This window comes from Listeria costaricensis, from assembly GCF_900183385.1.
Taxonomy (GTDB): Bacteria; Bacillota; Bacilli; order Lactobacillales; family Listeriaceae; genus Listeria; species Listeria costaricensis.
Map to the genome: position 1 here is coordinate 23,378 of NZ_FXUT01000003.1, position 26,007 is coordinate 49,384.

The 26,007-nt window shown below is 42.5% G+C and carries 24 protein-coding genes, 2 tRNA genes and 1 riboswitch; of the genes, 19 read left to right on the forward strand and 7 right to left on the reverse strand.

Annotated elements, in window-relative coordinates; genetic code table 11:
- Nucleotides 1–69: 69 nt before the first annotated feature.
- Together CS921_RS02805 and CS921_RS02810 are read left to right on the forward strand one after the other, a co-directional pair.
- Nucleotides 70–588: a hypothetical protein gene (locus CS921_RS02805; protein WP_099221544.1), complete on the forward strand. Its 519-nt coding sequence runs from the start codon at nt 70–72 to the stop codon at nt 586–588.
- 34 nt (nt 589–622) lie between these two features.
- Nucleotides 623–1,210 carry a hypothetical protein gene (locus CS921_RS02810; RefSeq protein WP_099221545.1) on the forward strand — a complete coding sequence of 196 codons (588 nt, stop codon included), beginning with the start codon at nt 623–625 and terminating at the stop codon, nt 1,208–1,210.
- A gap of 152 nt (nt 1,211–1,362) precedes the next feature.
- On the opposite strand, the gene CS921_RS02815 is transcribed toward CS921_RS02810, so the two are convergent.
- The 3 genes from CS921_RS02815 to CS921_RS02825 form a co-directional block, all read right to left on the reverse strand.
- A tRNA-Leu gene (locus tag CS921_RS02815) sits at nt 1,363–1,447 on the reverse strand.
- 355 nt (nt 1,448–1,802) lie between these two features.
- A complete protein-coding gene (locus CS921_RS02820; protein ID WP_099221546.1) occupies nt 1,803–4,064 on the reverse strand; it encodes a family 78 glycoside hydrolase catalytic domain in 2,262 nt (753 codons plus the stop codon).
- A gap of 36 nt (nt 4,065–4,100) precedes the next feature.
- Nucleotides 4,101–5,402 carry a PTS sugar transporter subunit IIC gene (locus CS921_RS02825; RefSeq protein ID WP_099221547.1) on the reverse strand — a complete coding sequence of 434 codons (1,302 nt, stop codon included), beginning with the start codon at nt 5,400–5,402 and terminating at the stop codon, nt 4,101–4,103.
- A gap of 174 nt (nt 5,403–5,576) precedes the next feature.
- On the opposite strand from CS921_RS02825, the gene CS921_RS02830 reads away from it, so the two are divergent.
- The 3 genes from CS921_RS02830 to CS921_RS02840 all read left to right on the forward strand — a co-directional run bounded on the left by CS921_RS02830 (nt 5,577) and on the right by CS921_RS02840 (nt 8,501).
- The gene (locus tag CS921_RS02830) at nt 5,577–6,560 is read left to right on the forward strand and encodes a helix-turn-helix domain-containing protein (RefSeq protein WP_099221548.1); all 984 of its coding nucleotides are present in this window, start codon (nt 5,577–5,579) and stop codon (nt 6,558–6,560) included.
- 117 nt (nt 6,561–6,677) lie between these two features.
- On the forward strand, nt 6,678–7,427 hold the full coding sequence (gene chbG, locus CS921_RS02835; RefSeq protein WP_240422288.1) for a chitin disaccharide deacetylase: 750 nt from the start codon (nt 6,678–6,680) through the stop codon (nt 7,425–7,427).
- Between the two features lie 24 nt (nt 7,428–7,451).
- The gene (locus CS921_RS02840; RefSeq protein ID WP_099221549.1) at nt 7,452–8,501 is read left to right on the forward strand and encodes an ankyrin repeat domain-containing protein; all 1,050 of its coding nucleotides are present in this window, start codon (nt 7,452–7,454) and stop codon (nt 8,499–8,501) included.
- A 434-nt stretch (nt 8,502–8,935) separates the two neighbouring features.
- Here CS921_RS02840 and CS921_RS02845 read toward each other — a convergent pair.
- A tRNA-Leu gene (locus CS921_RS02845) sits at nt 8,936–9,019 on the reverse strand.
- Between the two features lie 143 nt (nt 9,020–9,162).
- Nucleotides 9,163–9,224, forward strand: a riboswitch (Fluoride riboswitch).
- Nucleotides 9,225–9,285: 61 nt separating this feature from the next.
- On the opposite strand from CS921_RS02845, the gene crcB (CS921_RS02850) reads away from it, so the two are divergent.
- From crcB (CS921_RS02850) to tsaD, 10 genes are all read left to right on the forward strand, one after another.
- Complete coding sequence (gene crcB, locus CS921_RS02850) at nt 9,286–9,669, forward strand: fluoride efflux transporter CrcB (protein WP_099221550.1); 384 nt, start codon at nt 9,286–9,288, stop codon at nt 9,667–9,669.
- Complete coding sequence (gene crcB / locus CS921_RS02855) at nt 9,666–10,025, forward strand: fluoride efflux transporter CrcB (protein WP_099221551.1); 360 nt, start codon at nt 9,666–9,668, stop codon at nt 10,023–10,025. The genes crcB (CS921_RS02850) and crcB (CS921_RS02855) overlap by 4 nt, the downstream gene beginning before the upstream one ends.
- Before the next feature lie 92 nt (nt 10,026–10,117).
- Nucleotides 10,118–10,483 carry a hypothetical protein gene (locus CS921_RS02860; protein ID WP_099221552.1) on the forward strand — a complete coding sequence of 122 codons (366 nt, stop codon included), beginning with the start codon at nt 10,118–10,120 and terminating at the stop codon, nt 10,481–10,483.
- A gap of 208 nt (nt 10,484–10,691) precedes the next feature.
- Nucleotides 10,692–11,810 carry an Lmo2079 family surface lipoprotein gene (locus CS921_RS02865; protein WP_099221553.1) on the forward strand — a complete coding sequence of 373 codons (1,119 nt, stop codon included), beginning with the start codon at nt 10,692–10,694 and terminating at the stop codon, nt 11,808–11,810.
- A gap of 160 nt (nt 11,811–11,970) precedes the next feature.
- The gene (locus CS921_RS15505; protein WP_162921672.1) at nt 11,971–12,321 is read left to right on the forward strand and encodes a hypothetical protein; all 351 of its coding nucleotides are present in this window, start codon (nt 11,971–11,973) and stop codon (nt 12,319–12,321) included.
- A gap of 15 nt (nt 12,322–12,336) precedes the next feature.
- A complete protein-coding gene (locus tag CS921_RS02870) occupies nt 12,337–12,813 on the forward strand; it encodes a hypothetical protein (protein WP_099221554.1) in 477 nt (158 codons plus the stop codon).
- Nucleotides 12,814–13,048: 235 nt separating this feature from the next.
- Complete coding sequence (gene tsaE / locus CS921_RS02875; RefSeq protein WP_099221555.1) at nt 13,049–13,510, forward strand: tRNA (adenosine(37)-N6)-threonylcarbamoyltransferase complex ATPase subunit type 1 TsaE; 462 nt, start codon at nt 13,049–13,051, stop codon at nt 13,508–13,510.
- A complete protein-coding gene (gene tsaB / locus CS921_RS02880; RefSeq protein WP_099221556.1) occupies nt 13,507–14,199 on the forward strand; it encodes a tRNA (adenosine(37)-N6)-threonylcarbamoyltransferase complex dimerization subunit type 1 TsaB in 693 nt (230 codons plus the stop codon). Before tsaE ends, tsaB begins: the two co-directional genes overlap by 4 nt.
- Nucleotides 14,196–14,642: a ribosomal protein S18-alanine N-acetyltransferase gene (rimI, locus tag CS921_RS02885; protein WP_099221557.1), complete on the forward strand. Its 447-nt coding sequence runs from the start codon at nt 14,196–14,198 to the stop codon at nt 14,640–14,642. Before tsaB ends, rimI begins: the two co-directional genes overlap by 4 nt.
- On the forward strand, nt 14,639–15,664 hold the full coding sequence (tsaD, locus tag CS921_RS02890) for a tRNA (adenosine(37)-N6)-threonylcarbamoyltransferase complex transferase subunit TsaD (RefSeq protein ID WP_099221558.1): 1,026 nt from the start codon (nt 14,639–14,641) through the stop codon (nt 15,662–15,664). The genes rimI and tsaD overlap by 4 nt, the downstream gene beginning before the upstream one ends.
- A 74-nt stretch (nt 15,665–15,738) precedes the next feature.
- On the opposite strand, the gene abc-f is transcribed toward tsaD, so the two are convergent.
- Nucleotides 15,739–17,694: a ribosomal protection-like ABC-F family protein gene (abc-f, locus tag CS921_RS02895; protein WP_099221559.1), complete on the reverse strand. Its 1,956-nt coding sequence runs from the start codon at nt 17,692–17,694 to the stop codon at nt 15,739–15,741.
- Between the two features lie 344 nt (nt 17,695–18,038).
- On the opposite strand from abc-f, the gene CS921_RS02900 reads away from it, so the two are divergent.
- On the forward strand, nt 18,039–18,683 hold the full coding sequence (locus CS921_RS02900) for a redox-sensing transcriptional repressor Rex (protein WP_099221600.1): 645 nt from the start codon (nt 18,039–18,041) through the stop codon (nt 18,681–18,683).
- Between the two features lie 190 nt (nt 18,684–18,873).
- Entirely contained in the window at nt 18,874–19,590 is a 717-nt protein-coding gene (locus CS921_RS02905; RefSeq protein ID WP_099221601.1) for a DUF2238 domain-containing protein, read from the forward strand.
- A gap of 61 nt (nt 19,591–19,651) precedes the next feature.
- Here the strand turns inward: CS921_RS02905 and CS921_RS02910 are convergent, their stop codons facing one another.
- Nucleotides 19,652–21,475 carry an LTA synthase family protein gene (locus CS921_RS02910; RefSeq protein WP_240422289.1) on the reverse strand — a complete coding sequence of 608 codons (1,824 nt, stop codon included), beginning with the start codon at nt 21,473–21,475 and terminating at the stop codon, nt 19,652–19,654.
- A 200-nt stretch (nt 21,476–21,675) separates the two neighbouring features.
- On the opposite strand from CS921_RS02910, the gene CS921_RS02915 reads away from it, so the two are divergent.
- Nucleotides 21,676–23,067: a branched-chain amino acid transporter BcaP gene (locus CS921_RS02915; RefSeq protein WP_099221602.1), complete on the forward strand. Its 1,392-nt coding sequence runs from the start codon at nt 21,676–21,678 to the stop codon at nt 23,065–23,067.
- 140 nt (nt 23,068–23,207) lie between these two features.
- Here CS921_RS02915 and CS921_RS02920 read toward each other — a convergent pair whose 3' ends face one another.
- Nucleotides 23,208–23,861, reverse strand: coding sequence for a LysR family transcriptional regulator substrate-binding protein (locus tag CS921_RS02920; RefSeq protein WP_099221561.1), 654 nt, complete (start codon nt 23,859–23,861; stop codon nt 23,208–23,210).
- 180 nt (nt 23,862–24,041) lie between these two features.
- On the opposite strand from CS921_RS02920, the gene CS921_RS02925 reads away from it, so the two are divergent.
- Complete coding sequence (locus tag CS921_RS02925; RefSeq protein WP_099221562.1) at nt 24,042–25,742, forward strand: molecular chaperone HscC; 1,701 nt, start codon at nt 24,042–24,044, stop codon at nt 25,740–25,742.
- Nucleotides 25,743–26,007 lie beyond the last annotated feature (265 nt).

A 26,007-nucleotide genomic window follows, 5' to 3' on the forward strand; every position in this document is an offset into this window, starting at 1 on the left:
GCTGGCTTTAAAAAGCAGATTTCCAGTAAAGAAATTTCAAGCCAAGTAAAATCAGCGGAGGGGAATCGAATGCAGCCGAATAATGAGAAAAAACAGGAAGAATTTATAGCAGTCGTGATACGGGCAGACATATATAGCGGGGTTAGTGAAGTGGCACCGGAGTTGGAAAAGCTGAACAACCTAGGAGAAAAATATAAAGAGCTGCCTTTTGGCTTTTTATTTTGCTTTGATACGGTATCAGAAAAGTACGGCAATCAAACACAAGCACGTATTAATCGCAATATGGGAACAGATCGGCACGGCGGTTATTATAGAAATGATACAGCGCTCATGATTACGATCGTTTTAACAAGTGAAAAATTCCCGGCGGATACCTTGATGACTGACACTGACGATGGCCTATTTGACCGGAAACCCACACCAGAAGTAAACATTGCCTATGCGAAAAAAATGATGGGCGCCGAATTAATCCGCTTTTTCCCGGAAGCACTGAAAAAGCAAGTACGAAATTATCCCACAATCAAAAAAATCATCCCCAGTCTTATTGCAGATTTTGAACACGGCGTGAAGAAACTTGGCTGGGGTTGAGGAAACAGAACTCTTTAGAAAGGATAGATTTTTCATGAATGAGTTAGTTTTTGTTAAAGAAAATTTCAATGTGATTCATGCCTCCTTTATAAAAAAAGGATTTGCTCAAGGGAAAATTTATAAATGGTATTTACCTTATCAGGATTTGGACAAGATACATATCCATACGGTTGCCACAATTCAGGATGAAACACGAAAGAAAAAAGTCTTTGTGGAGGAACTCTCCTATCATCCAAAGGCAAAAGAACTGTACAAGCAGCTGCCTCTGACCAATTCACGATCAAGCTGGCAGATACAACTTATTTGTCAGTACTTAGCAAATAACGGGATTGAGTATTATCGCGAAAGAGCTTTTAGGGGGTTAACAACCACTCACAATAAACCGTTAAGAATTGATGTATCATTTCAAATAGCTGATCAATGGTATTTTATCGAATATCATGGAACCCATCATTACTTTAAAAGAGGGGCCTCCACTCAAAGATTTAAAAATATTCTTAAAAATATGGAGCTCAGACGAATTTGGTGCAAAGAGCATCAGGTACCTTATTTGGAAATTCCTTTTTTTAGACAAACCGAAATTAAGCAGTTAGTTGAAGCGTTTATTTTAGAAAATGTATAAAAACAAGCAATCAGTCCCAAGAAACATTCATTTCAGTCGCTAACTTAGCAATTTTAAAAGGTAGGTGGAAAATAGTGCCCATTCTCTGCCCAGTAAACAAAAAACGAGTTTGAAAGATTATTAAAAATCTCCAAACCCGTTCTTACTCTAAGTGCGGCCGAGAGGACTTGAACCTCCACGGGATTACCTCCCACTAGAACCTGAATCTAGCGCGTCTGCCGATTCCGCCACGACCGCAAAACACCCAACAAAAATCATTATAGCGCGATTTCTGGCACTTGTCAAAGCAGAAAAGAAAGCATCTTAGAGAAAATACAACTAAGATATTTACTAAGGAAATTCAAAAAATTGATTAATGTGTCTGCTAAAAAAATAAGAATTAAAAGTGGCAGTCTAGCTGTAAAAAACGAAAATCTTCAAACGATAGGCGAAAAACCGTGATGAATCAAACTAGGCATTTTTTAAAATTAAGAGATTAGGACTATCATTTAAAATAAACCTAAAAGCATGCAAAATTTATTTTCTTGAAGGGTGCAATAGCTTGCTTTTAGGTTTATTTATTTGCTTAAATGACGATTTGTTTCAGTTTTGCTTAATCCTCATAAGCTGCATAAATCGTCAGAGAAGTGTTAGTTTTTATACGTTTGACTTCTTTATATCTAAGTGAGATCTTATACTGTATTTCAGCAGGGATTTGTAAGTGCCAGACAATGTACGAACCTTCTTTTTTCCAGTGTGATTGGATGAGACCATGTTTGGTTTGAATCGCACAGTTGCACGCGGGAATTTTTTTTGAAAAATAGGGATCAAAGAGTACCTCGTCGTAGCCTGATGCATTGTCACAAATTTTAATCCCAGCTAAACCTTGATAATACCACTGCTGAAAACTTGTAAACATGGCGTGATTTAATGAGGCCTGTTCGCCGACAAATAATTCACCAAAAACACCGTTTCCAGAATCGACCATTTGCTTAAAACAAATCCCGTCTTCTTTTAAAAGCCAGTTTTCAATGACATCATCATGATGGTATTTGGCTAGATATTCATAGCTGAGCATAGAGCCGAATATACCAGTTGTAAAAAGCCCGTCTTCTCGTATTTTATGAGCTAATGAAGCACTTAAATGGGCTGGATCCTCTAGTGCCAAGGCAACTGCGAATGCATAGCTCGTTTGTGTACCATCTCCAAATGAGCCATCTTCATTTTTAAAGCGACGGATAACTTGCTCTTTAAGTTCTTCGTATTTCGCTTGATAAGGGGAAGTATCCTGACATACAATATCGGTTAGCAGAAGATGGTACTGCAAAAATAGCAAAACGGTACAGTAGCCAACAAAGAGCTTATCTGGTGTTGGCTTTTTAAACTGTCCAGAAATGAGCACGCTACCGTGATCACCTATGCAGCAATGTACCAAAGTATCCAACTCAATGGATAACAGATAGTCCATTTGTTTTTTTAGATAGGGATATTCGGTTTCAACCAATTGACGATCGCCGTAATACTGATAGTGCTTGTAAGTTAGATAGGGATAGACGAATTGCCACAAAAGAGGTCCTTCCTGATCCGCCGTCCCGTTAGATTGAATGCCCATATAAGGCGCGGTTTCCGCAATGCCGCCAGCCTCCGTTTGCGTTAATCTGAAATCGATAATTGTTTTTTTGTAGAAACGCTCTAAGTCGAAAAGGTTTAGATTTGAGGTTGCCAGAGCGACAATATCCCCACCATAGCCGAGCCGCTCACGTGCACAGTCTTCAAACACTGCGTGCACATTATTGAGTTTCGTGCGGCTTGCCATCTGAAAAAGTGCCTGCAGGTATGAATGGTCAACCTGAACCGAACCCGTAATAGATAAGTCCGTATGAACGTAGGTGGCATGGAGTTTACGGATGGCGTTCTTTTTAATGCCTGTAATGACTGCATAGCGAAAAGAATGATAGGTAAAAGTATTGGTAAATGTATTCTTTCCGGATTTACAAATGAAAAAATCCGTTTGAATCGCTTTTTTGGGACTGCCCGGTCCACCATCAATCACCACATCATGAATTTCCAGTCCAACGCTTCCTGCTAGACTACTATCATAATGAAGCTGATCATCTCGCTTGCTCTCGCTGTAATGAATGACCACCTTTTGCTTTTCATCTGCCATCACTTCAAGCGTAAGAAAACCTGAGAGAATCTCACCAAAGTCAACGATGATTCCTGCTTCTGTCTCATAGATGGCAGTGGGCTTTACGTCTGCTATTCTTTTGATTTTAGGAATGCAACTTGGAACTAGGTGCCGCTTTCTTGAATCGATGCAGACAGGATGAAAATTTTGAGGGGAGCGTGTGAAGTCCCTTTTTTCTCCCAAATAGAGGTTATTGAAAAGCAGCGTACCTTCACCTACCAGCCACGTATCATCACTGGAGAGCAAAACACATTCTTTATTAGCAATATCAACAATCACACTCGGTTCACCAATCTCGGATAATGTTTCTCGCAAATTATACTTGCCAAACAGCTTTAGTGGAGCTGGATTGTACATGCCGTTACCGAGCTCAATGATTAGCTGATTTTTGCCAACCTTGAGATAATCGTGGATGGAATAGGCATCATAATAAACCATTGACGAAAATGTGGTCCAATCACAATTTAGCTCAGCATCTCCTATACGCTTGCCATTAATATAGAGAATATAGTAGCCAAGCGCCCCAATGTATAAAGTAAGATCCTCTATACGACTTAATTCGAATTCTTTTTTGATGACAGGATTTGGATAATCTTGATAATACAGTGCGTCGTGTTCACCATAATCACGTTTTTCATTTCGTATCCAACATCCTTTAAATTGCCAATTTTGATTTTCAGTAACCATACAAAATCTCCCAACTTTTCCTTTTATAGATAATGATTAGCTTTCTTCTGCAAAAGTATCCACTTGTTCCTCTGACACGATCTTTCTATCTTCTATTTTGATGAATGGAATCCAGATGAGTGTTGCTACGACGACCTCGACAAGCTGCAATATAGCCCCCATCACGCTTCCTGTTACGAGATATCCGCTTAAAAGGAGGGGCGTTGTCCATGGTAGCTGCACCAGCCCGGATGGAAGAGGAACAATGCCGATAGCAAAGGCAATATATGCGATAATCGTGTTGACTGCACAGGCGAAAACAAATGGAATAAAGTACGTAACATTCAGCATTAAAGGAATCCCAAATAGTGCTGGCTCACCAATATTGAAAACATAAGGAACGCCTGCAATTTTCCCCATTTCTTTGTAACGTTTACTCTTGGCAACTATGAAGATCGCAATCACTGCCCCCACAATCCCAATGCCAGCAAAATGAGTGAAAAAGCTGTTCGAGATGATATTGACAGGGTCTCCGCCCGCAATGACAGCCGATTTATTGCCATCTTCTAATACTTGTAAAATAGGCGTCATAACACCGCTAACCAAGGAACCGCCATGGATCCCAAAGAACCAGAGAAGCTGCTCGCAAATTTTAGCAACGACGATCCCAAATAAGGAGCCGCCTAACGTTGTCAAAGGAATGCCTAATACATAATTAATCAAATCTAACGCATTGCTGTTGAAGATGCCTTCACATAATAAGCGAATAATCCAAAATAAAGTAATTACAAAAAATGATGGGATAATGGATTCAAAGGGCGCTGAAACTGCCGGCGGGACAGATGATGGCATTTTAATTTTAAACCCTTTATTTGAAATGAATTGATAAATCTTGGCCGACAGCATTGAAACCACAAAGGCTAGAAAGATCGACTGAGCGCCAATTTTGACAATCTCGATTGCATCGCCCGTTTCTGTAGATACTTGGGGTGTTAGTAGTAAGAAAGAGACGACGGAAGTCAAGATCACTTGAATAGCATTAATATTTAACCGATCTGCCAAGCTTTTAGAAGCAGATATTGTAACGAGAAGTCCGCTAATATTTAAGGTAACGCTGTTGATATATAACAATTTTGCTTGCCAAACTTCTTGTTCCACACCAATAACACTGGTAATAAAGTCAGCGATTCCTTGTACAGGCGGATAGGCAATAATTAAAAAGATTGAAGCGATAAATGTAAAAGGCATATAGGCCATCATGGCATCACGAATGGCTAGAACATAAATATTTTTATTGATTTTACTGGCAAAAGCACCTAGCTTTTCCTGAAGTTTTTCAAGAAATGGAATTCTCTTCATTTTAAACCCCTCTTATCTGTATTTTTTTGTACAGAGCTCTGTATACAAGTTTTATTATAACCGCTTACATTTTGAGGGAACAATGCGTCTATTTGTGTTAGTGACTATCAAAATTAGACTTTTTGATGTATCATTGCAAGTTTTGATGTATACTCACAAAAAGGAGGGGAAATGATGAACTATCAAGAGTTAGAACAACTGCTTTATAGCGAGCGAACATTGTCCAACCATACTACGCAAGAAATCTATCAGTATTTTTTAGAAAGCAAAAAAAGGGTCTCATATGAAGATGATTGTTTATTTGTCTTTCATAATGACCGAGAATTCCAAAATCGGCATCACATTATTGACATTCATCAAAGGAATAACGGCAAGGTGCCCATGCATATTTTTCATTATATTCTCATCACATATTGTTACAGTGGAAAACTAACAATTTTAGTCGGTGGTGATGAGGTCGAACTGCAAGAAGGGGACATTATTATTTTTGATAAGCACGTTCCGCATAGTGTGGAAGCAACCGGCGCGCAAGATTTAGGGATTAATATTATTTTAGGAGAGGATTATTTTTCAAAAAAATTTATTAATCATTTACCGAATGATGCTCTGATGTCTCAATTTATGTTTGAATTGATGAACAGGCAGAAGACGCACGGACATTACCTTGTCTTCCATACGAAAAAGGATCATCTAGTTCATAATTGTGTTCAAAATATCCTTTGTGAACATTATGATTTTACAATATGCTCCAATGATTTGATTGACAATTATATTATGATTTTGGTGACACATCTGGTTCGGAAATTTCAATATAACACGAACTTATCCGCAACCATTTTTAAAAACCAAAAATTGCTCGATGATATTTTAGACTATATTAAAAAGTACTACATGCTGGGAAATTTACAAGTGATGTGTCGAGAATTTGGCTACGATCCGTCTTATACAAGCAAGCTCATTAAAAAATATGCTGGTAAGACCTTCAAGCAGCTTGTAAATGAGGAACGAATGAAAAATGCCGTGATTTTGCTAAACAACAAAGAGCTGCCCATTTATGAAATCGCTGAAACAGTAGGCTTTAAAAACTTAACGAGCTTTTATAAAAATTTCTATACTTACATGCAGTGCACTCCGCAGGAATATCGAAAGAGACAGTAAGAAGTCCGTCAGACCAAAAGCTGCGGGAGAGACCATATGAATATATATAGGACAAGTAAAAGGAATATTTGTTACAATGAAGAAGAAAACAATACTTTCAAGGAGGCCTTTTTGATTATGAGTAAACTACTTATCAATGCAGACGATTTCGGCTATACACGAGGCGTGACCTACGGAATTTTGGATGCGCATACACAAGGAATCGTCCAATCGACCACGGCGCTGACCGTATCGCCTCATTTTGAACATGCTATGCAGGCAGCCCAAGACTTCCCGAATCTGGGTATCGGTGTGCATTTGACCCTGACACTAAAAAACGCCCGTCCGATTACAAAACATACTAAAACCCTCGTTGATGAAAAAGGTATTCTTCATTCGCAGCATGATTTTGCCCGCTTTGTCGACCCGGACGAAGTCTACACGGAATGGCAGGCTCAAATCCAAAAATTCATGGATACAGGCAGAAAACCAACCCACCTTGACTCGCATCATGACGTTCATGGCCACGAAAAAATCATCCAAGTAGCCGTCCGCCTGGCAGAAGAGTATGACCTGCCGCTGCGTCTGCCCATGGATAAAAATACAGCTGCTTACCATTCAGTAGCCCATACAGACGACCTGTTGCACGGCTTTTACGGAGAAACGGCCACAGAAAGCCATCTGCATGCACTGTTGGAAGAATTCAGCAAGACTGGCACAACCGGGGAGCTCCCATGTCATCCAGCCTACATCGACCCAGAACTCAAACAGTCGACCAGCTATCTAGAAGAGCGCCTCGTCGAATTTGCCACATTAACAAGCACCGCCACCAAGCAAAAAATCGCCGAAACCGACATTGAACTGATCAATTACCGCGATATTCACTAAACAACCGAGAGAGGGGGAACCAGCATGGTTAGAAAACGAAAAACCCTGCCGAAAGATTTTCGAGAAATGCTTGCGGAAGGGGACATGAATAAACTGAAAGCCGTTTTTGACAAGTGCGAACTGGATGCGACAAACGGCTACAATAAAGAAGTTGCGCTGACCTTTTTTCAAATTCCGGCTGAACTGACAAGATGGCTTGTAGAAAATGGGGCAGATATCAATAAACCAGATTACTATCAGCGAACCCCGCTGCATCATCATGCCGGATATCGGTATGGCGATCTTGCTCTTTTGATTGAACTGGGCGCTAGTATTGAAGCAAAAGACAGATACAAAAATACGCCGCTTCATATGGCTGCAGAAAGTTCCGCGCAAATGGTTCAGCAGTTATTGGATGCTGGTGCCAATCCTCTTGCTAAAAATGAAATGAACGAGACCCCACTCGAGCGCGCGCTGGCAAGAGCCAATAATCTTGATATCCCTCAGCTTGTCCCGATTTCAGCATTACTTTTGAAAGCTGGCACACCCATCACAGAAAAAATGAAAGCATCAGTCGAGCGGATCGGCCAAAATTTTGAATTCCACCGCGCAGGCTTCAATACGGAATTGCTCCCTGAAACCGATGCGGCACTCACGCGACTATATGACCTTTTTCAAGTCCCACCAGTTCCGCGAAGAAATATTCATGATGGACATTCGCCAATCGAAGTGGCACCTGGCAAGTGGAACGAGCAATATCAGGCACTTTGGTCGCTACTAATCCCTTCAAGCGGCCCGGCCCAAACAGTTCAAGGAGAAGCAATCCGCATCACAGGTCGCGTCAGTGATGAACTCCAACGAAACGGCGGAGCCAATTGGAACGCCGATTACCGTAAAATGCTCACCGCCTTGCCTCACTATTTCCAAATGGGCGAGCCGCTGGAAAAAAGTTTGCTAAAAGAAGCCCAACAAATCACGAAAGCAGGCAGCCAAATACCCGATGAATCCCTGACACGCCTGTGCGAACTGGCCGTTATCTGGGTACTAGCTAATCCAGCACCGATGCAACTAGGAAAAGTGGAATATCAGAGATAGGCTAGGGAAATGAAATAGATATATAAAGGAATGCTAATAAAAAAGAGGATTTAAAAATAGTAGCAGAACAATTTCTTAAAATGAATTTTCCGCTTGATTTTTAGGTCCTTTTTTTAGTGTGCCAGAGTCTTTTATTGCAGGCTTCAAGAATGAAATATAATTTGATAGTAAAAAGATGCTAGGTTTGAAGAGGCTGATGAGCAATAAAAAACACGTCATCTCTGACGCATTTTTAGCTTGATTTTCATTTCTACAGAAGAGTGATTAGATTCATCCCTGCCAACACCTTGAAAGTAATATACAACAAAACGGAACTTTATTAAAGAGCGGCTCTAAAAGGCGTAAGATAAAAACCCTGCCCAGTCTCTGCCCACCAAACAAAAAAACGCGTCTGAAAGATTTTTCCAAATCTCCAAACCCGTTCTCATTCTAAATGCGGCCGAGAGGACTTGAACCTCCACGAGCTAATGCCCACTAGGCCCTCAACCTAGCGCGTCTGCCGATTCCGCCACGACCGCGATATGAATACTCACAATTGCTATTATAGTAAGAATAACACCACTTGTAAAGCGATTTTGGTCAAATTTTCAAAAAAAGTTTTCCGCCGCAATCCCCATCTGCCTTCATCTTGAAAATTTACCCGCGCCAGTGTATAGTAATAGTAACGAAAGGCGATGGAGTTCGCCATAACCGCTATTTTTAGCTGATGACTCCTGTTTAAAGAAGCGTAGCCACGATGAACTAGGCTTTTTTAAACAGGAGTTTTTTGTTTGGAGGGAAAAACATGTTCTACCTATATGTGGGCGTCTTCAGTGCGCTCGGCGGTATGAGCCGTTACGCAATTAGCTTGATCTTGCCGGCAGCGACTTTTCCGGCAGCCACACTGACAGTCAATCTGCTCGGCTGTTTCTTGCTTGCAATCGTCAATCAGATTCTTGCTGAAAATGAAAAAATTCCCGCGGCACTCGTAGCCGGAATGGGAACCGGCTTTGTCGGGGCTTTTACCACGTTCTCAACTTTCAGCGTCGATAATATTCGGTTGCTTATGGCTGGTCATTACGGAACGGCAATCAGTTACATGCTCATCAGCCTGATTGGCGGTCTATTGATGGCAGCGCTTGGCTATCTAGTCGCAGCGAAATATCGGGCAAGGAGGCGAGCGGCATGATGTCATTTTTATTAGTCGGACTTGGGGCGGCATTTGGCGGGATGACCCGTTACGGCTTGTCTACATTTATAAAAGGAAAGTGGCCGACCAATTTTCCAGTGGCAACATTTTTCATCAATCTAACCGGTTCATTTTTGCTAGCATTCCTGATTTCATCCGGGGCAAGTGAAACATGGCAGCTCCTGCTTGGAACGGGCTTTATGGGCGGCTATACGACTTTCTCAACCTTTCAAGTAGAAAATATTGAGCTGCACCTCAAAAAGAAAACCGCCGTCATGTCCAGCTACCTGCTGCTTTCTTTTGGACTCGGACTGGGTTGTGCAGCACTCGGTCTTTTTCTCGGCCAATTTGTATAAGATTTATTTAAGATTAGTCAAAAAGGTGTTGAGCCGAAACAAGTCGCGTGCTATATTTATAAAAACAGAACGAACCTAGAAAGGAATAACACATGAAAAAGCTCCTGATTCCATTGATGATTTTGGTCGTCCTTCTAACGGGTTGCGGCAATGATGAAACGGTTCCAGCCGTCTCTTTTACCGGAAAAATAACCGACGCATCCACTCTTCAAAATACTGGTAGCTTTCAGGCTGAAGGAACGCTGAGCTGGAACGGAGAGGCAGAAAAAGACACCCGTTCGCTGACGATCAACATTGATTCCAGTACGACGATTAAAGATCAAACAGGAAAAACCATCAAATCAACCGCACTTAAAAATGATCAAAATTTTACTGCTACATTTTCAGCTGATACCAAAGTGATTTCCCCCTCTCCCGGAACGCTTTCCACACCAGCACTCACATTGACGCTTCAATAAAATAAGACCCATCCGTATCGTCCGCCATTCTTCTCAAAGTGGCGCGGCCATGTGGATAGGTCTTTTTTTATCGCTCTAACCTCTTCTTTTACGAGTAAAATACTGGTTAATTGTGTCCATTTTCTTACAATTTGGCATCTATATTGTTTCTATCTTAGAGATGTGCTAGGTTTAAGAGGAATCGATTTATCATGTAGGAGGGAACAGGATGAAGAAAAAAGGGTTATTAATCGCCATGCTTTTCAGCTTGGTGATGATTCTTGCGGCATGTGGGGAGTCGGCGCAGGAAAAATTTATCGCTGCTTTTGACAGCAGTAACGAACTACCAGATCAAAGTACACAAAAGGTCACGCTCAAAATGGACGAATTAGGTTTTACTGGTATGGAAGCTTCCGATAAAACGACAGCGGATATGTTGAAAGACATGTCATTCAGCGCACAAATTTCGACAGATAAAAAAGCTGAACGTTCTGAAGCTGAATTATCACTTGGTTCCAAAGGACTGATTCAGTTTACAGCCGGGCTGGACGTTTTGACCAATGATAAAACAGGCGAGGCGTATATCGCGTTAAAAGATCTGGTTGAGCCGGATGACAATTTGAAGACACTGCTTGACCAAGCAACAAATGGTGCCTATTCAGAAGTCATTGCCGAACATCCCGATCTGAAAAATAAATATCTCAGTAGCTCAGAGCTTGCAAGTCTATCGGGAACAGAGACGGAGCCAGTATCGGATTCCGTACTGAAGGCGAGCGAAGATTTACGCAAACAAATGCTTACCATGATGAAGGACTATTTCGGCAAGTTTGAAGAAGATCGTTTTACAGAGGACGATAATGGTGTCATTTCCGTGACGCTGAATAAAGCCGATGCAGTGTCCTTTACAGAAGAGCTTGAGAAATTTTTTGCCAAAGACAGTGTGAAAAAAGATATGAAAACGATCCTCGAATCACAAGGGGCAGTGACAGATTTCAATACCGAGTATCAAAATATCATTGATGGCCTGAAAGAAGCGAACAAAGCACTCAAAGAAAACAAATCCACCAATGCCAAAATCAAAGTGGAACTAACACCAGATAAGGATAAGGGCTTCAAGAAAGTCAATATCAAAACGAACATTTCTGACAAAAAAGATTCTTCTCTAGCAGTCGGATTCACCATGAGCGTTGAAAATCTGGACTACCAAAAAGTAGCCGACCTACCAAAAGACGACCAAATTTTGTCTAATGATGAATTCCAACAAATCGTACAGGAAGTCGTCATCAAAATGATTTACGGCGGCGATCTTGACACAAGCCAATATGATTTCAGTGGAACTGGGATTTGATTCATCCAACTCCATAAAAAGAAAGACGCCGAGAAGTGCTGGTAATACACACTTTGTAGGTGTCTTTTTGTGTTTGACTGTCTTTTGACTAGAGAGATGAGAATAGATTTAACGTATTTGGAAAAGGTAAGCTGATTAATTTTTGATGATTCATTAGTCTTTGTGTGGAGTAATTTTACTTACATGCTTTTATCTATCTTTTTCAGCAATGAGAGGAAGAGCTGGATCAGGGATAAATGGAAAATATAATATAGCAAAATCATATGGAATTGATGTAGAAAACTTGAAATTCAGCAAGACTGTTCAGAGTCATACTGGTAGACCCTATCAAGATTCAAAATTACTTATAAATGAAATTATTGAAAGCACAGTTCCGATGCCAGATCCTCGTGGAACGGGTGCTTTATCTTGGACAGTCAAAGGAACTTTTAATGGGAGCAAAGGAACATATGAATTAATTATTGACCCCAAAAGCAATACGGTTTGGCATTTTGTATTTAAATCTCAATAACAAAGGAGAATTAAAGTGAAAGAAATAGAAAGTAAGATGATTTATGAATTCGAAAATCATAGTTTATATTATGAAGGAAAGATAGATGAGACACCAACTTTTTCGTTAATGGTAGATACTCTTGAATTAGAAATTGATAAAAAGAATGGACGTCTTCTAAGCATACAGGGATTTTTACCGCTTGTGAATGCTATTCATACGACAATTCTTATGAAGGATTATGAAGAGGGAAGCTTCTATTTGGAAAAAGACCATATAGATTGGTATCAAGAAAACCAAGTGTATGATCTTCTAAGTAAGATTCCCGAAATACAAGAATATTTTGCTCCCTTAATTATCAAATATGATGAGGAAAAAGGAATTATCCAATTAGGAACAGATTTAGATGTACAGGATATATTAACTAAAGTAAATGAAAATATCTTTTGTGGAACAGATGAATATATGAAACTTAAATGTATTTATGTGGTACCCTCGGAATTTAGAAGTTAATTTCTTTAGAGATAGATGAAAAATTCCTATATTAAAAGAGAATAATTTGGAAGGTAAATAAGAAAGGAAAAGTCGTCCTATAGATTTTCTTTTCTTATTTACCATAATAAAGAAACCTCCATCCAGCCAAAATCTCTAATAAACGGGTTTCGGCTTTTTTATGCACTTGCTTTTATTCAACTATCCCGCGCTTTATGGTATGATATGGGAAGAAAATAATGGATAGGTGAAGAAAATGAAGTGGAACAAAGCGACAAGCGGTGAGCAGGAAACAACGGCGATTGCCGAAAAAATCGGGCAGCATTTACAGGCAGGCGATATTATCTTGCTTGAAGGAGATCTTGGGGCAGGGAAAACCACTTTTACAAAAGGACTCGCTAAAGGGCTGGATATCGAGCAGATGGTCAAAAGTCCGACGTTTACCATCGTTCGCGAGTATAAACGCGGCAGGCTCCCGCTTTATCATATGGATGTTTACCGACTGGAAGAACTGGGCGGTGACGAACTGGGCTTTGAAGAATATCTCGACGGGAATGGCGTCACAGTGATCGAATGGGCACAGTTTATCGCCGACCTTTTACCAGATGAATTCTTGAAAATCACGATCAGCCGAACAGGCGACACAACCAGAGAGCTTGAATTTGATGCACACGGGGCGCATTATCGCCAACTCGTAACGGAGGTTTTGGAAAAATGATACTTGGGATTGATACCTCAACAGACACCATGTCGATCGCCCTTTACCAAGAGGGGACGATTTTAGGGGAATACACAACGAATCTAAAGAAGAATCACAGTGTGCGACTGCTTCCAGCGATCCAAACATTACTGGAAGAATGCGGCGCCACGCCTCGTGATTTAACAAAAATAGCTGTTAGCGAAGGACCCGGCTCTTATACTGGACTGAGAATCGGGGTGACGGCTGCAAAAACACTTGCCTGGGATTTGGACATTCCGCTGGTGGGCATCTCGTCATTAGAGGTGCTGGCTGCATCTGGTCGCTATTTTAATGGGAAGATCGTTCCGCTGATGGATGCGCGTCGAGGAAATGTCTATGCCGGCGTATATGAAACAGCAGCGAGCGGTCTAGCGAGTGTCCACGCAGATCAACATATTTCGCTTGAAGAACTTCTTGCTTATTTGGAGGAAAAGAAACAGCCGGTCCTTTTCATCGGGCAATTGTCCGCCGCTTTCCGTGAACAAATCATAGCGGCGCTTGGTGAACGGGCGACTCTGTCCGAACCGCCATACGCCTACGCCCGGGCAGGCACCTTAACTTGGCTGGCCGAGCAGAAAGCAGGCGTTCCAGTCCATACTTTTGTACCGACCTATCTCAAACTGGCGGAAGCAGAAAGTAAATGGCTTGAAGCGAGGAAAGAATCATGAGTTTTTCTTTCCGTGAAGCCGGACTTGCGGATGCTTCGGAACTTGCCACAATCGAGCGGCTCGTCTTTTCGACTCCGTGGACAGAAGCGGCCTTTCAAAGTGAATTTGAAACCAACGAATATGCGCACTATTTGCTGCTCGAACGTGACGGCGAAATCGTCGGCTATGCAGGCATTTGGCGCGTGCTGGACGAAGGGCATATTACCAATATCGCCGTGAAACCGGACTATCAGGGACAGCATCTTGGCGAAGCGCTTTTACGAGAACTGTTGCGCGAAGCATCCGAACAGGGCGTTTTACGCGTCACACTTGAAGTCCGCGTTTCCAATACAAGGGCACAAAATCTTTATCGCAAATTAAATTTTCAAAATGGAGCGCTCCGCAGACGGTACTATCCGGATAATGCGGAAGATGCGCTGGTAATGTGGGTGGATTTATCATGACAAAAAAACAAACCTTGCTGCTCGGAATCGAATCCAGCTGTGATGAAACAGCTGCTGCGGTTGTCAAAAACGGGCGCGAAATTATATCAAATGTGGTTGCTTCTCAAATCGAAAGCCACAAGCGCTTCGGCGGTGTCGTACCGGAAATTGCCTCGCGTCACCATGTCGAACAAATCACACTGGTTATTGAAGAAGCACTAGAGCAGGCAGAAGTCGAGCTGGACGATCTGGATGCCATTGCCGTTACAGAAGGTCCAGGACTCGTCGGCGCACTGCTTATCGGTGTCAATGCGGCCAAAACACTTGCTTTCTCGCACAATTTACCGCTTATCGGGGTCCATCATATCGCCGGACACATCTATGCCAACCGGTTTGAAAAAGAGATGGTTTTCCCACTACTTGCACTCGTTGTCAGCGGTGGGCATACGGAACTCGTATTGATGCGCGGGCACAACCAGTTTGAAATTATCGGAGAAACGCGTGATGATGCAGCTGGCGAGGCTTACGACAAGGTGGCACGGTCGCTCGGGCTGTCTTATCCTGGCGGCGTTCAGATCGATCGGCTGGCGAAAGAAGGGGAGGACACGTTCCATTTCCCGCGGGCCATGATCGACGACCCCAGCTATGATTTCAGTTTTAGCGGTCTAAAGTCAGCCTTTATCAATCAGCTGCACAATATGCGCCAGAAAAATCTCGAACCGAATCCCGCCGATATGGCAGCCAGCTTCCAGGCAAGCGTCGTCGATGTCCTCGTGACCAAAACGATTCGTGCCGCTAAAGAGTATCAGGTGAAGCAGCTCCTTCTAGCAGGCGGTGTCGCAGCCAATCAAGGACTCCGTGCAGCCCTCATCCAAGAAGCAGAAACCGAACTCCCAAATGTCGAGCTGCTCATCCCGCCGCTTTCACTTTGCGGTGACAACGCGGCCATGATCGCCGCTGCCGGCACAGCCTCCTTTAAAGAAGGCAAACGGTCGAGCCTCGCCATGAATGCCGAACCCGGCCTGCTGTTCGATGACATCTAAAAAAACACCCCATAGATGGAGCGCTTTTGCCAAGTCCGGCCAAGCCCTTCAAATCTATGGGGTATTTTTTATTCTCAGGAAAGCTCTTCCAGTTCCTCGCTGACAATCGTCCAATCCTCCATCAGCGCGCCAGAAGCCTCCTTCAAAACATCCAGCTCCTCGGTGATCGCATAGCTCTTTTCGTGATCATTAAAAACCTCCGGAAGCGTCAACTGTTCTTCCAACTGGCCGATTTTGGCATCCGTTTCTTCCATCTGGAGTTCCAACTCTTCCAATTTCCGCGTCAGTTTCCGAACCTGCTTTTGCGCCTCCTTGCTCTCTTTATAGGCCGCTTTGCTCGAGGAAGGCTCCTTTTCAGAAGTCAGCCCAAGCGCCTCCTGTTCTTGCTCCGCCAGCCGTTTTAGCTCCTCCGCTTCCGCCAATTTTTCCTGATAATAATCATAGTCACCCAAGTAAACCGTCGTTTGCGTTTGACTCAGCTCGACAACTTTGGTGGCAATTCGGTTGATAAAATAGCGGTCATGGGAAACGAAAAGAATCGTCCCCTCAAAGTCGATCAGCGCCGCTTCGAGGACCTCCTTACTTTCAATATCCAGGTGGTTGGTCGGCTCGTCAAGAATCAGGACATTCGCGCCAAGTAAGGTCAGTTTGGCCAGTGCCAACCGGGCTTTTTCACCGCCGCTTAACGAGTGGACAATCTTGAGCACATCATCATCGGAAAACAGAAAGTTGCCAAGCGTCGTCCGAATTTCCTGCTCCGTTCGTTCCGGATAATCATCCCAAAGCTCCTGCAAGACCGTTTTCCCCGATGTCAATTTGGCCTGCTCCTGATCGTAGTAGCCAATCTGGACACCCGTTCCAAAGGTAAAACTGCCCGCCTGTACCGGCAAGTCACCCGTCAGCGTCTTGAGCAGCGTCGATTTGCCAATTCCATTCGGGCCGACAAGCGCAATACTGTCACCGCGGCTGATAGAAAAACGGATATTTGTCGCGATTTCCGGCCGGTCCGAATAGCCGATCGTGAGGTCCTGCACCGCCAGAACATCCTTCCCAGTCGGGCGCTCAAAACGAAAGCCAAAACGCGCCGCCTTTTCATCCCCTTGCGGTCGGTCAAGACGCTCCATCCTGTCGAGCTGCTTCCGCCGGCTTTGAGCCCGCTTGGTCGTCGAGGCCCGCACAATGTTGCGCGCTACAAAATCCTCTAGTTTGGCAATCTTGGTCTGTTGCTTATCGAATTCCTTCCATTCCTGCTCCAATTTGGCTTTTTTCTGCTCTAAGAAGCGGCTGTAATTGCCCACATAGTGATCAATTTTATGGCGGCTGATTTCATATACCTGATTGGCCACCTTGTCCAAAAAGTAACGGTCATGCGAGACGATCAAAAGGGCACCGTCATAGTTTTGCAAATAGGTCTCCAGCCAGCGTAGCGTCTCAATGTCCAAATGGTTGGTCGGCTCATCGAGAATCAGCACATCCTGCTTGGAAAGAAGTAGCTTGGCCAGTGCCAGTCGCGTCTTCTGTCCACCGCTTAGTGAGGCGATCAGCTTATCAAAATCCGCCTGATAGAACCGCAAGCCATGCAAGACCGAACGAATTTCCGCCTCGTACTGATAGCCGCCAAGTTCTTTAAACCGATGCTGCATCTCGTCATACGTCGTAAGGATTTGCTGATAGGCCTCCGGTGAGTCATACAACGCGTGATCACCCAGACGCTCCTCCACCTTCCGCAATTCCCGTTCCATCTGCCGTAAAGAATCAAAAACCGTCAGCATTTCATTCCAAATCGTCCGGCTGGATTCAAGCCCCGTATTTTGCGCCAGATAGCCAATCTCAACCTGCTTTGGCTTTGAAATCAGGCCGCTGTCATAGCTCATCTGTCCAGCAATAATTTTAAGAAGTGTCGATTTGCCCGCACCATTGCGCCCAACAAGTGCAATCCGGTCGTTCGTTTTCACTTCCAGTTTAATATTTTCCAAAATCGGCTCTGCACCGAAGAATTTTGTAATTTGTTGAACCTGCAATAAGATCATCGTTTTAAGCTCCTAGTCCTCATTTCATTCTATATATAAGTGTATCGTAAAGGCCGGAAGCTTGCAATGATCGCACATTCACGAAATCGGGAGCAGGATTGTGAAATAAGCATGTGAAATTAGTAGCAATATTTGTGAATTTAAGTTAAAATTGTTGTAATAGCTAACGTTAAGTAGCATCTATGCAAAAATTTTAACTGATCAATGAGCAAAAAGATTGTGCATTGCTTGTGAAATGTTTATAGTAAGAAGGCAAGCATGTGAATGTGAGAACAGCTTTCATTACTTGCATCCATAAGCAATCAAAAGAATTTATTTTTTTAGGAAGAAGGGAAATTGGAGTTATGATGGAAGAAACGACTAAGATTCCACAAGCTACAGCCAAGCGTTTGCCGCTCTATCACCGCTATTTGAAATATTTACACGAGTCGGGAAAAGAACGTGTTTCATCTGCCGAACTTAGCGAAGCAGTGAAAGTTGATTCTGCAACGATTCGCCGTGATTTTTCATACTTTGGCGCGCTCGGTAAAAAAGGATACGGCTATAATGTGTCATACATACTGGATTTCTTCAGTAAAACACTTAGCCAAGATAAACAAACCAATGTTGCGATCGTGGGGGTAGGTAACCTTGGTACAGCGCTATTGCATTACAATTTCATGAAAAACAACAATATTAAAATCGTCGCTGCATTTGATGTCGATCCGGCAAAAGTGGGGAGCGTTCAGCAGGAAATCCCAATCTACCATTTGAATGACATGGAAGAGATTTTGCGTGACAATCATGTGGAAGTCGTCATTTTGACCGTTCCTTCTGATGAAGCGCAGGCAACCGTCGACAAGCTACTCGCAGCGGATGTCAAGGGAATCTTGAACTTTACGCCGGCACGTATCAGCGTACCGAAGCAAGTGCGGGTTCACCATATCGATTTGACAACAGAGCTGCAAACACTGATCTACTTCTTGGAAAATTATCCGTCCAAAAACTGATCATTCACTCGATCTTTTCTCTTTTTGAGAAAAGATCTTTTTTTATGGATTGGGCATGCTGAATTTCGGGTATGGAAGAGGCAGATAAGCTCATACTTTGGACTGAAAATGGCCTATTCTGATAGAAAAAAGAGAAGTTTCTGTTATAATGGCTTTTAGTTCATCATTAGAATAGGAGTGAGGGGAAATGTTGAAGCGGCTTAAATGGACGCAGTGGATCGCACTATTTATTTTTGTTTCAATGGGAATTTCGTTTTTTTATACACTTTTTGAAGTATTCACTGCACCAGTCAAGCAACCAGCCACAGGACCATCTGTGACACTTCGCAGCGATTATCTATTCCTGCTGCTTGAAATTATTTTGGGTATGGCGATTCTTGCCTTACCATCCATCCTTGCCAGACGGTTCAAATTTGAGATACCGGGACTTGTGTATATCTTATTTGTCATCTTCCTGTATGGCGCGATTTATCTGGGGACAATTCAGCAATTCTATTCCATTGTGCCGCACTGGGACAAAATTCTACATATTTTCAGCGGTGCAATGCTCGGGGCGATCGGTTTCTCTTTCATCAGTATTCTGAATGCCAATGGGAGAGTAGTCAAAGAAATGAAACCTGGCTTCCTAGCTGTTTTCGCGTTCTGCTTTGCCGTCACGCTTGGGGCATTCTGGGAAGTGTATGAGTATACATTTGACGGGCTCCTCGGTCTAAACATGCAGCGCTACGATACATCAGGAGGAACGCCGCTTGTCGGACGAGCAGTGCTTCAAGATACGATGGGAGACATTATTGTCGATATTCTCGGCGCGCTCGCCATTGCGATTATTGGCTATCTGGCCCTTAAAAAAGGCAAGCCATGGATGAAGCAATTTGAGTTTCACCGGAAAGACTGGAAAAAGAAATAGATACAAGAAAAGCCCTTATCAAAAGTGCCGCTTTAAAACGGTTCTTGATAAGGGCTTTTTATTATTTCTCTTCATCTTTTTGTTTAGGCAGATTATCCACATAGCTATCTGAATACTGGAGCAGTTTTCGGCTGGCGTCAAATTTTTCCTTCACATCATCAGATAAAGCATGACTGGTGCCGTCATAATTCGTGGCTTTCCCCGTTTCAAAACTTTCATCAGGCTCATACATGTAACTGTTGGTAAAGTAGCTTCCTTCAGGCATGGTATAGCGTTCCGGCACGAAGTTCGTTTTGGTATTGAGAATGTCTTCACCAAACATGATCTGATCATCCGCTTTGATACCAAGCAAGTTGAGGACAGTCGGCATGACATCGATTTCGCCGCCGATATTATCAATTTTCCCCGTATCCTCCATTCCCGGATAGTGAATGAAGAAAGGAATCCGGTAATCATCGGCCGGCTGAGCTTTTAGTTCTGAATCATGATTGACATATTTCGTTTGGTTGGCCGGAAGCTCCGTCGTGTCGATAATATGATGATCCCCATAGATTACAACCACCGAATCATCCCAAATTCCAGATTTCTTAAGCTTCTCAATAAAGTTACCCAACTGCTGATCGGCATAATGGATCGCCTGGAAGTAGTTACCAAGCTCCGTATCCTCAAGATCGCTCGGCAGTGTGAGCGACTGTTTACTTTCTGGAATTTCAAACGGCATGTGACTGCTGACAGAAATCAACTGTGCATAAAATTTTTCATCCTTGTCATAATGGTCTTTCAACACAGAGAAAGTCTTATCATACAGAACCTCATCACTGGCAGAAAAACCAATTTTGTCCTCATCCCCAAAGAAGGAGGCATCATAGAACTTATCAAACCCGACCGCCGGATAAAATTCGTCCCGATTGTAAAAGGAAGCATCATTGGTATGAAACGTCGCCGTTTCATAATCATTTTCCCCTAGTAGACGCGGCAAGGATGGGATCACTCGGTCGCTATAGGTTTGCGTATTGGTATAATAGCCGCTCGGAAAAGTGGATGTATAAACCGACCATTCCGCATCCGCCGTATTGGATTTTGAAACCGTTTGGAAAAAATCATCCGAATAAAGCGTCTCATTTTCCAACTTGTCGAGCGTTGGTGTGACAGCTTGCCCGTTGATCTCTAAGCCCGTCAGATTCCGCTGAAAACTTTCCAGCTGGATCACAATCAGATTTTTTCCTTTGGCATCACCAAAATATTTCGGATGCTTCTTCGTTTTAACACCCTTAATGTCGCGAATATTGGCCGGCGTAATGTCAGCCGCCTTCACATGAGCAGTTCCAGTGAGTGCCGTAGAAACATTGTAAGTAAAGAAGCCCATTTTTTCCGCCCGTTTGGCATCACTGATAATATTTTTGCTCATCATATCATAGGTGAAAAAACCAAGTGCAACAACCGTGACGCTTAAAATAATACCCAATTTTTGACGTGTGATTTTAAAAGTTCTAGGACGGTAGCCTTTTTTCAAATCGAGGAAAAGTACAAGTGGGAAAAGCAGCAGATTCAGAAGGAACAACCAGTCGCTTCCTTGTAGAAGACTTGTGGCACTGTCTTTGACAACACCCACTTCACCGATCAAAGAAAGACTGTGATAAGTAGCCACCTCATTATAGAAGCGGTTATAAAGAACGAATACCAGCATCAGCACGCCGATAAACGCTGTCAGCCCAGCATACCAGTAAACATGGGCTCTTTTCGGTGCAAAACTATGTATAAGCGAAAGTGGAATCAGCACGAAAAGAAGGTCCGCAATAAAACTGAAAATACTAGGATCAGGGAAAACCTGCCAATAGGCCAGTGCAAATTCGCCAACAATAAACAGTAAATAAATAACTAACACAATTCTTGCCTCTTTCTCAAACAATTTAATGGAAGCAAGCAAAAAATTCCCATTATGGCTCATTTTACAACAATCCCCCTTATTCTGCAAACAAATGAGAGGTAGATTCTCAATACTATGCTTTAAAAGTATTTACCTTTAAAGGGATAAAGAGTATAATAGTGAACATACATTTTGTGAAAGTGGGAATACATATGTCAATGAAACAACTTCTTCGCAAAAAGACTGTGGAAGAATTAATGGATCAAGGAAATGGGAAAGTGCATCTGGAAAAAACACTAGGCCCGCTAAACCTGACATTTTTAGGTGTCGGGGCTATCGTTGGGACAGGGATCTTTATTTTACCGGGAACAGTTGCAGCGACGAAATCAGGACCAGCGATCGTGCTATCATTTGTCATTGCGGCAATCATCTGCGCCCTTGCAGCCATGTGTTATTCAGAATTTTCTTCCTCTATTCCAGTGGCGGGGAGCGCTTATACATATGGATATGTCATCTTTGGAGAGTTAATCGCCTGGATTCTTGGCTGGGCGCTTCTATTAGAATACGGACTGGCCGTAGCTTCTGTTGCCAGTGGCTGGTCGTCTTATCTGAATGCCTTTTTATCCGGTTTTGGCTTGGAAATACCAAAAGCACTCTCAGGGCCTTTCCAACCGGACGCGGGAACGTACATCAATTTGCCAGCTATTGTCATAGTCTTTGTCATCGCGATTTTACTGACAAAAGGTGTCAACGAGTCGACAAAAGTGAATGCTGTCATGGTCGTCTTGAAAGTCAGTGTCATCCTGCTCTTTATCCTAGTGGGAATGTTCTATGTTAAACCTTCTAACTGGCAGCCGTTCATGCCATACGGTTTCAGCGGTGTTCTAAGCGGGGCAGCGACCGTATTCTTCGCTTACTTAGGGTTTGACGCGGTGTCCTCGGCAGCTGAGGAAGTAAAAAATCCGCAGCGCAATATGCCGATCGGGATCATCGGTTCGCTATTTGTCTGTACTTTACTATATGTCGTCGTTTCAATCGTATTGACCGGAATCGTGTCATATACAGAATTGAATGTGACCGATCCAGTCGCTTTTGCTCTTCAAATCATTCATCAGGACTGGGCAGCAGGACTTGTATCGCTAGGAGCAGTTGTCGGAATGGTAACCGTCATTCTTGTGATGATGTATGGGGGCACTCGTCTAGTGTATGCACTAGGCCGTGACGGATTGTTGCCAAGAAGTATGGCCGAACTAAATCCAAAAACGAAGACACCTATTAAAAACACATGGGTTTATTCCATCATCGTGGCAATTTGTGCCGGCTTCATTCCGCTCGACAAATTGGCAGAAATGGTCAATATCGGAACACTCCTTGCCTTTATGTTCGTTTCACTAGGAGTCATTTCACTACGTAAAAATAAATCAATCAACCATAACGGCTTTAAAGTACCATTTTATCCCGTGCTTCCAATCGTGTCCTTCTTGCTGTGCGCCTTTATGATCACACAACTGGCTGCTGTCACTTGGATTGCAGCTGCAATCTGGTTTGCTTTCGGTCTGATTCTTTATTTTACCTATGGCCGACGACATAGTACACTTAATAAAAAGTAAGTAGAAGTCCGCATGCTTTTTATGCTGATGTGTCCTAATAATGAAATGATAACCAATAAATAGAAAATGTGGAGCGACCAATCATCGCTCCACATTTTTTTGTACAGTTTAGAACCCAAATTTACAAGTATACAGACTCGTTACATGCACTCTTTCAATTCAGCTAGTAAGAGCTTTGCTACAGGAGTGAATACCTGATACTTTTTCCAAATGATGTGCATGGGTGAGTGAAGTGCTGGTTCCAGTGGAATAAAGCGTAAATCACTGTCTGTTCCAGTATTTACAAGCCCATCAAATCCCAGAGGGTAGCCAAGGTTTTCCCTGACCATAATAGTCGTGTTAAAAAGTAAATCATATGTGGCAGCAATATGCAGATTGGAGGACTGTTCGCCAAACCAGTCAAGAAGTGCTTCCTGCATACCCTGTCGTGAAACGATCAAAGGCAGGTTTTGCAAATCCGTGACAGTGACTGATTTTTGTGTAGCCAGTGGGTCATCTGCTCTTGTTAAAATACCCCAGCGGTCAGAATGCGGCACCGTTAAGTAATTATACTTGAATAAATCAACTTGTTTTACAATGACCGCCAGATCAAGTAGTCCTTTTTCAATCCGTTCGGTAATGGCATCTGAAGCACTACTATAAAAATGAAACCGAATATTCGGATGCTTTTTTTGGAGGGCTCGAGTTGATTTGATAAAATGATTCATACCAGCAGATTCTGCACACCCAATTCTAATATCACCACCAGATATTTCATCAAGTGATTTGAATTCAGCAGAAGTCTTATCAACCATATCAATAATTTCCGCTGCTCTTTAGTACCAATTGAATAATGATGAGCCTGATTTTCACGAAATATGGAAGTCAGGTTTTTTAGTAGGAATAAAGAGTGGCGTTCTTACTGAAATAGTACATTTGTGAAATAAATTTTGCTATAATTTGAATAGAACACGCAACAAGGAGGCAGCAAAATAATGACAACAATCGGAATTGATTTAGGAACATCTAATAGTTTGGTCGCATATTGGGACGGGGATCAGCCGGTATTGATTCCTAATGTGTTTGGAGAGGTATTGACGCCATCAGTAGTTGGAGTGGATAAAGATGGCGTGATTCTAGTCGGACAAACTGCTAAAGAGAGGCTAACAACGCATCCCGATAAAACAGTAGCTGCTTTTAAACGGCAAATGGGCACACAAAAAAACTATCTACTAGGGGAGCATACTTTCACAGCTGTGGATTTGTCGGCGATCATTTTAAAAACTTTAAAACAGGATGCAGAAAATTTTCTAGAACACCCCTGTGAAGATGCTGTGATTAGTGTCCCAGCTTATTTTAATGACACGCAACGAAAGGCAACATTAGATGCAGCCTATTTGGCGGGATTAAAAGTAGATAAATTGATTAGTGAACCTACCGCAGCGGCTATTGCTTATGGCATTCATGATCAAGAACTCGATATGGTGCTGGCTATCTTTGATTTAGGCGGAGGAACGTTTGACGTATCCATCATTGAAATGTTTGAAGGCGTTATGCAAGTAGTGGCCATTTCAGGAGATAACTTTTTGGGTGGGGAAGATTTTACAAAAGCACTATTTCATTATTTCCTTAAATATCATCAGTTGAGCGATTCTATGCTTGAACTGGAAGAGAAGGCACAGCTTTTGCGTCAGATTGAAGAGGCCAAGCAACGACTAGGAGAGCTGCCACAAGTTAAAATATCAGCTAGAATTGCAAAGAAAGAATATGAAATGGTTGTGACACAAGAACTGTTTGCAGAGATTTCAGAACCGCTTTTGGCAAAAATGCGTGGGCCGATCGTTCAGGCATTAAATGATGCCGGTTTTAAACCGCAAGATCTGGATCAGATTATTTTAATAGGTGGAGCAACGAAAATGCAAGTGGTCAAAAGTTTTGCCAGTCGTTTCTTAGGAAAAGTGCCCTTTATGTACATCAATCCAGATCAAGCAGTCGGTTTGGGGACAGCCGTTCAAATAGCGCTTAAGGAACGTCATCATTCAGTGGAAAACTTTATTATGACGGATGTCTGTGCATACACTCTTGGTACAGAGGTCGTAGAGCAACTATCGCAAGGCAAATTTGAAGAAAATGTTTATTTGCCGATTATTGACCGAAATACTCCGATACCAGTTAGTAAAGTAAAAAGATTGGTGAGCATATTTAATAATCAAGAATGCTTGCGAATCCAAATCTTTCAGGGGGAAAGCCGTAAAACAGATGGCAATCTGAAATTAGGAGAACTTGAGGTCAAGTTGCCACCAGCATCTCCAGCAGGCTATCCAGTTGATGTTCGCTATACATATGATAAAAATGGCGTGCTTGAAGTGCTTGTCACATTGCCTCTACTGGGTGAAACTAAACGATTAGTTTTGCAAAACGGCTCAACGAATTTATCACAAAAAGAATTAGATGAACAGTTAGAAAAATTAGCGGCATTCAAAGTTCATCCACGAGACAAACAGGAGAACCTTTACCTATTGGCCAGAGCAGAAGTGCTTTATCAGCGAGTTCTGGCAGAGAAACGAGAGATTATTGGGCAATTGATCAGAGAGTTTGAGATGCTCCTAGATCGACAGGATGAGCGCGAAATCAGAAAAGCGGTTGCTGAATTTAAAAAGAAACTGGATACCATGGAAAGCCAGATGCTTTGGTAAGAACGATTATGGAAGCTAGGTAAATCAAGCTTTTCGCTAGTATTCTTATTTGTTCGCCGAAACATTTGGTGGATCAGGTTTCCAAACGAGATAACGATTTTCACTTGATAAATAAAAAACCCAACTTCGCAAAAAGTCAGGTTTCAGACTGTAGACCAAGGATGAGAATATCTGGCCTACAGTCTTTTTATATCTAAAAGAAAAGCAACTATTTCGTGAAAGTGTTCCATTTGCGAAAGAAGTTTTGTTATAATTTGAATAGAAT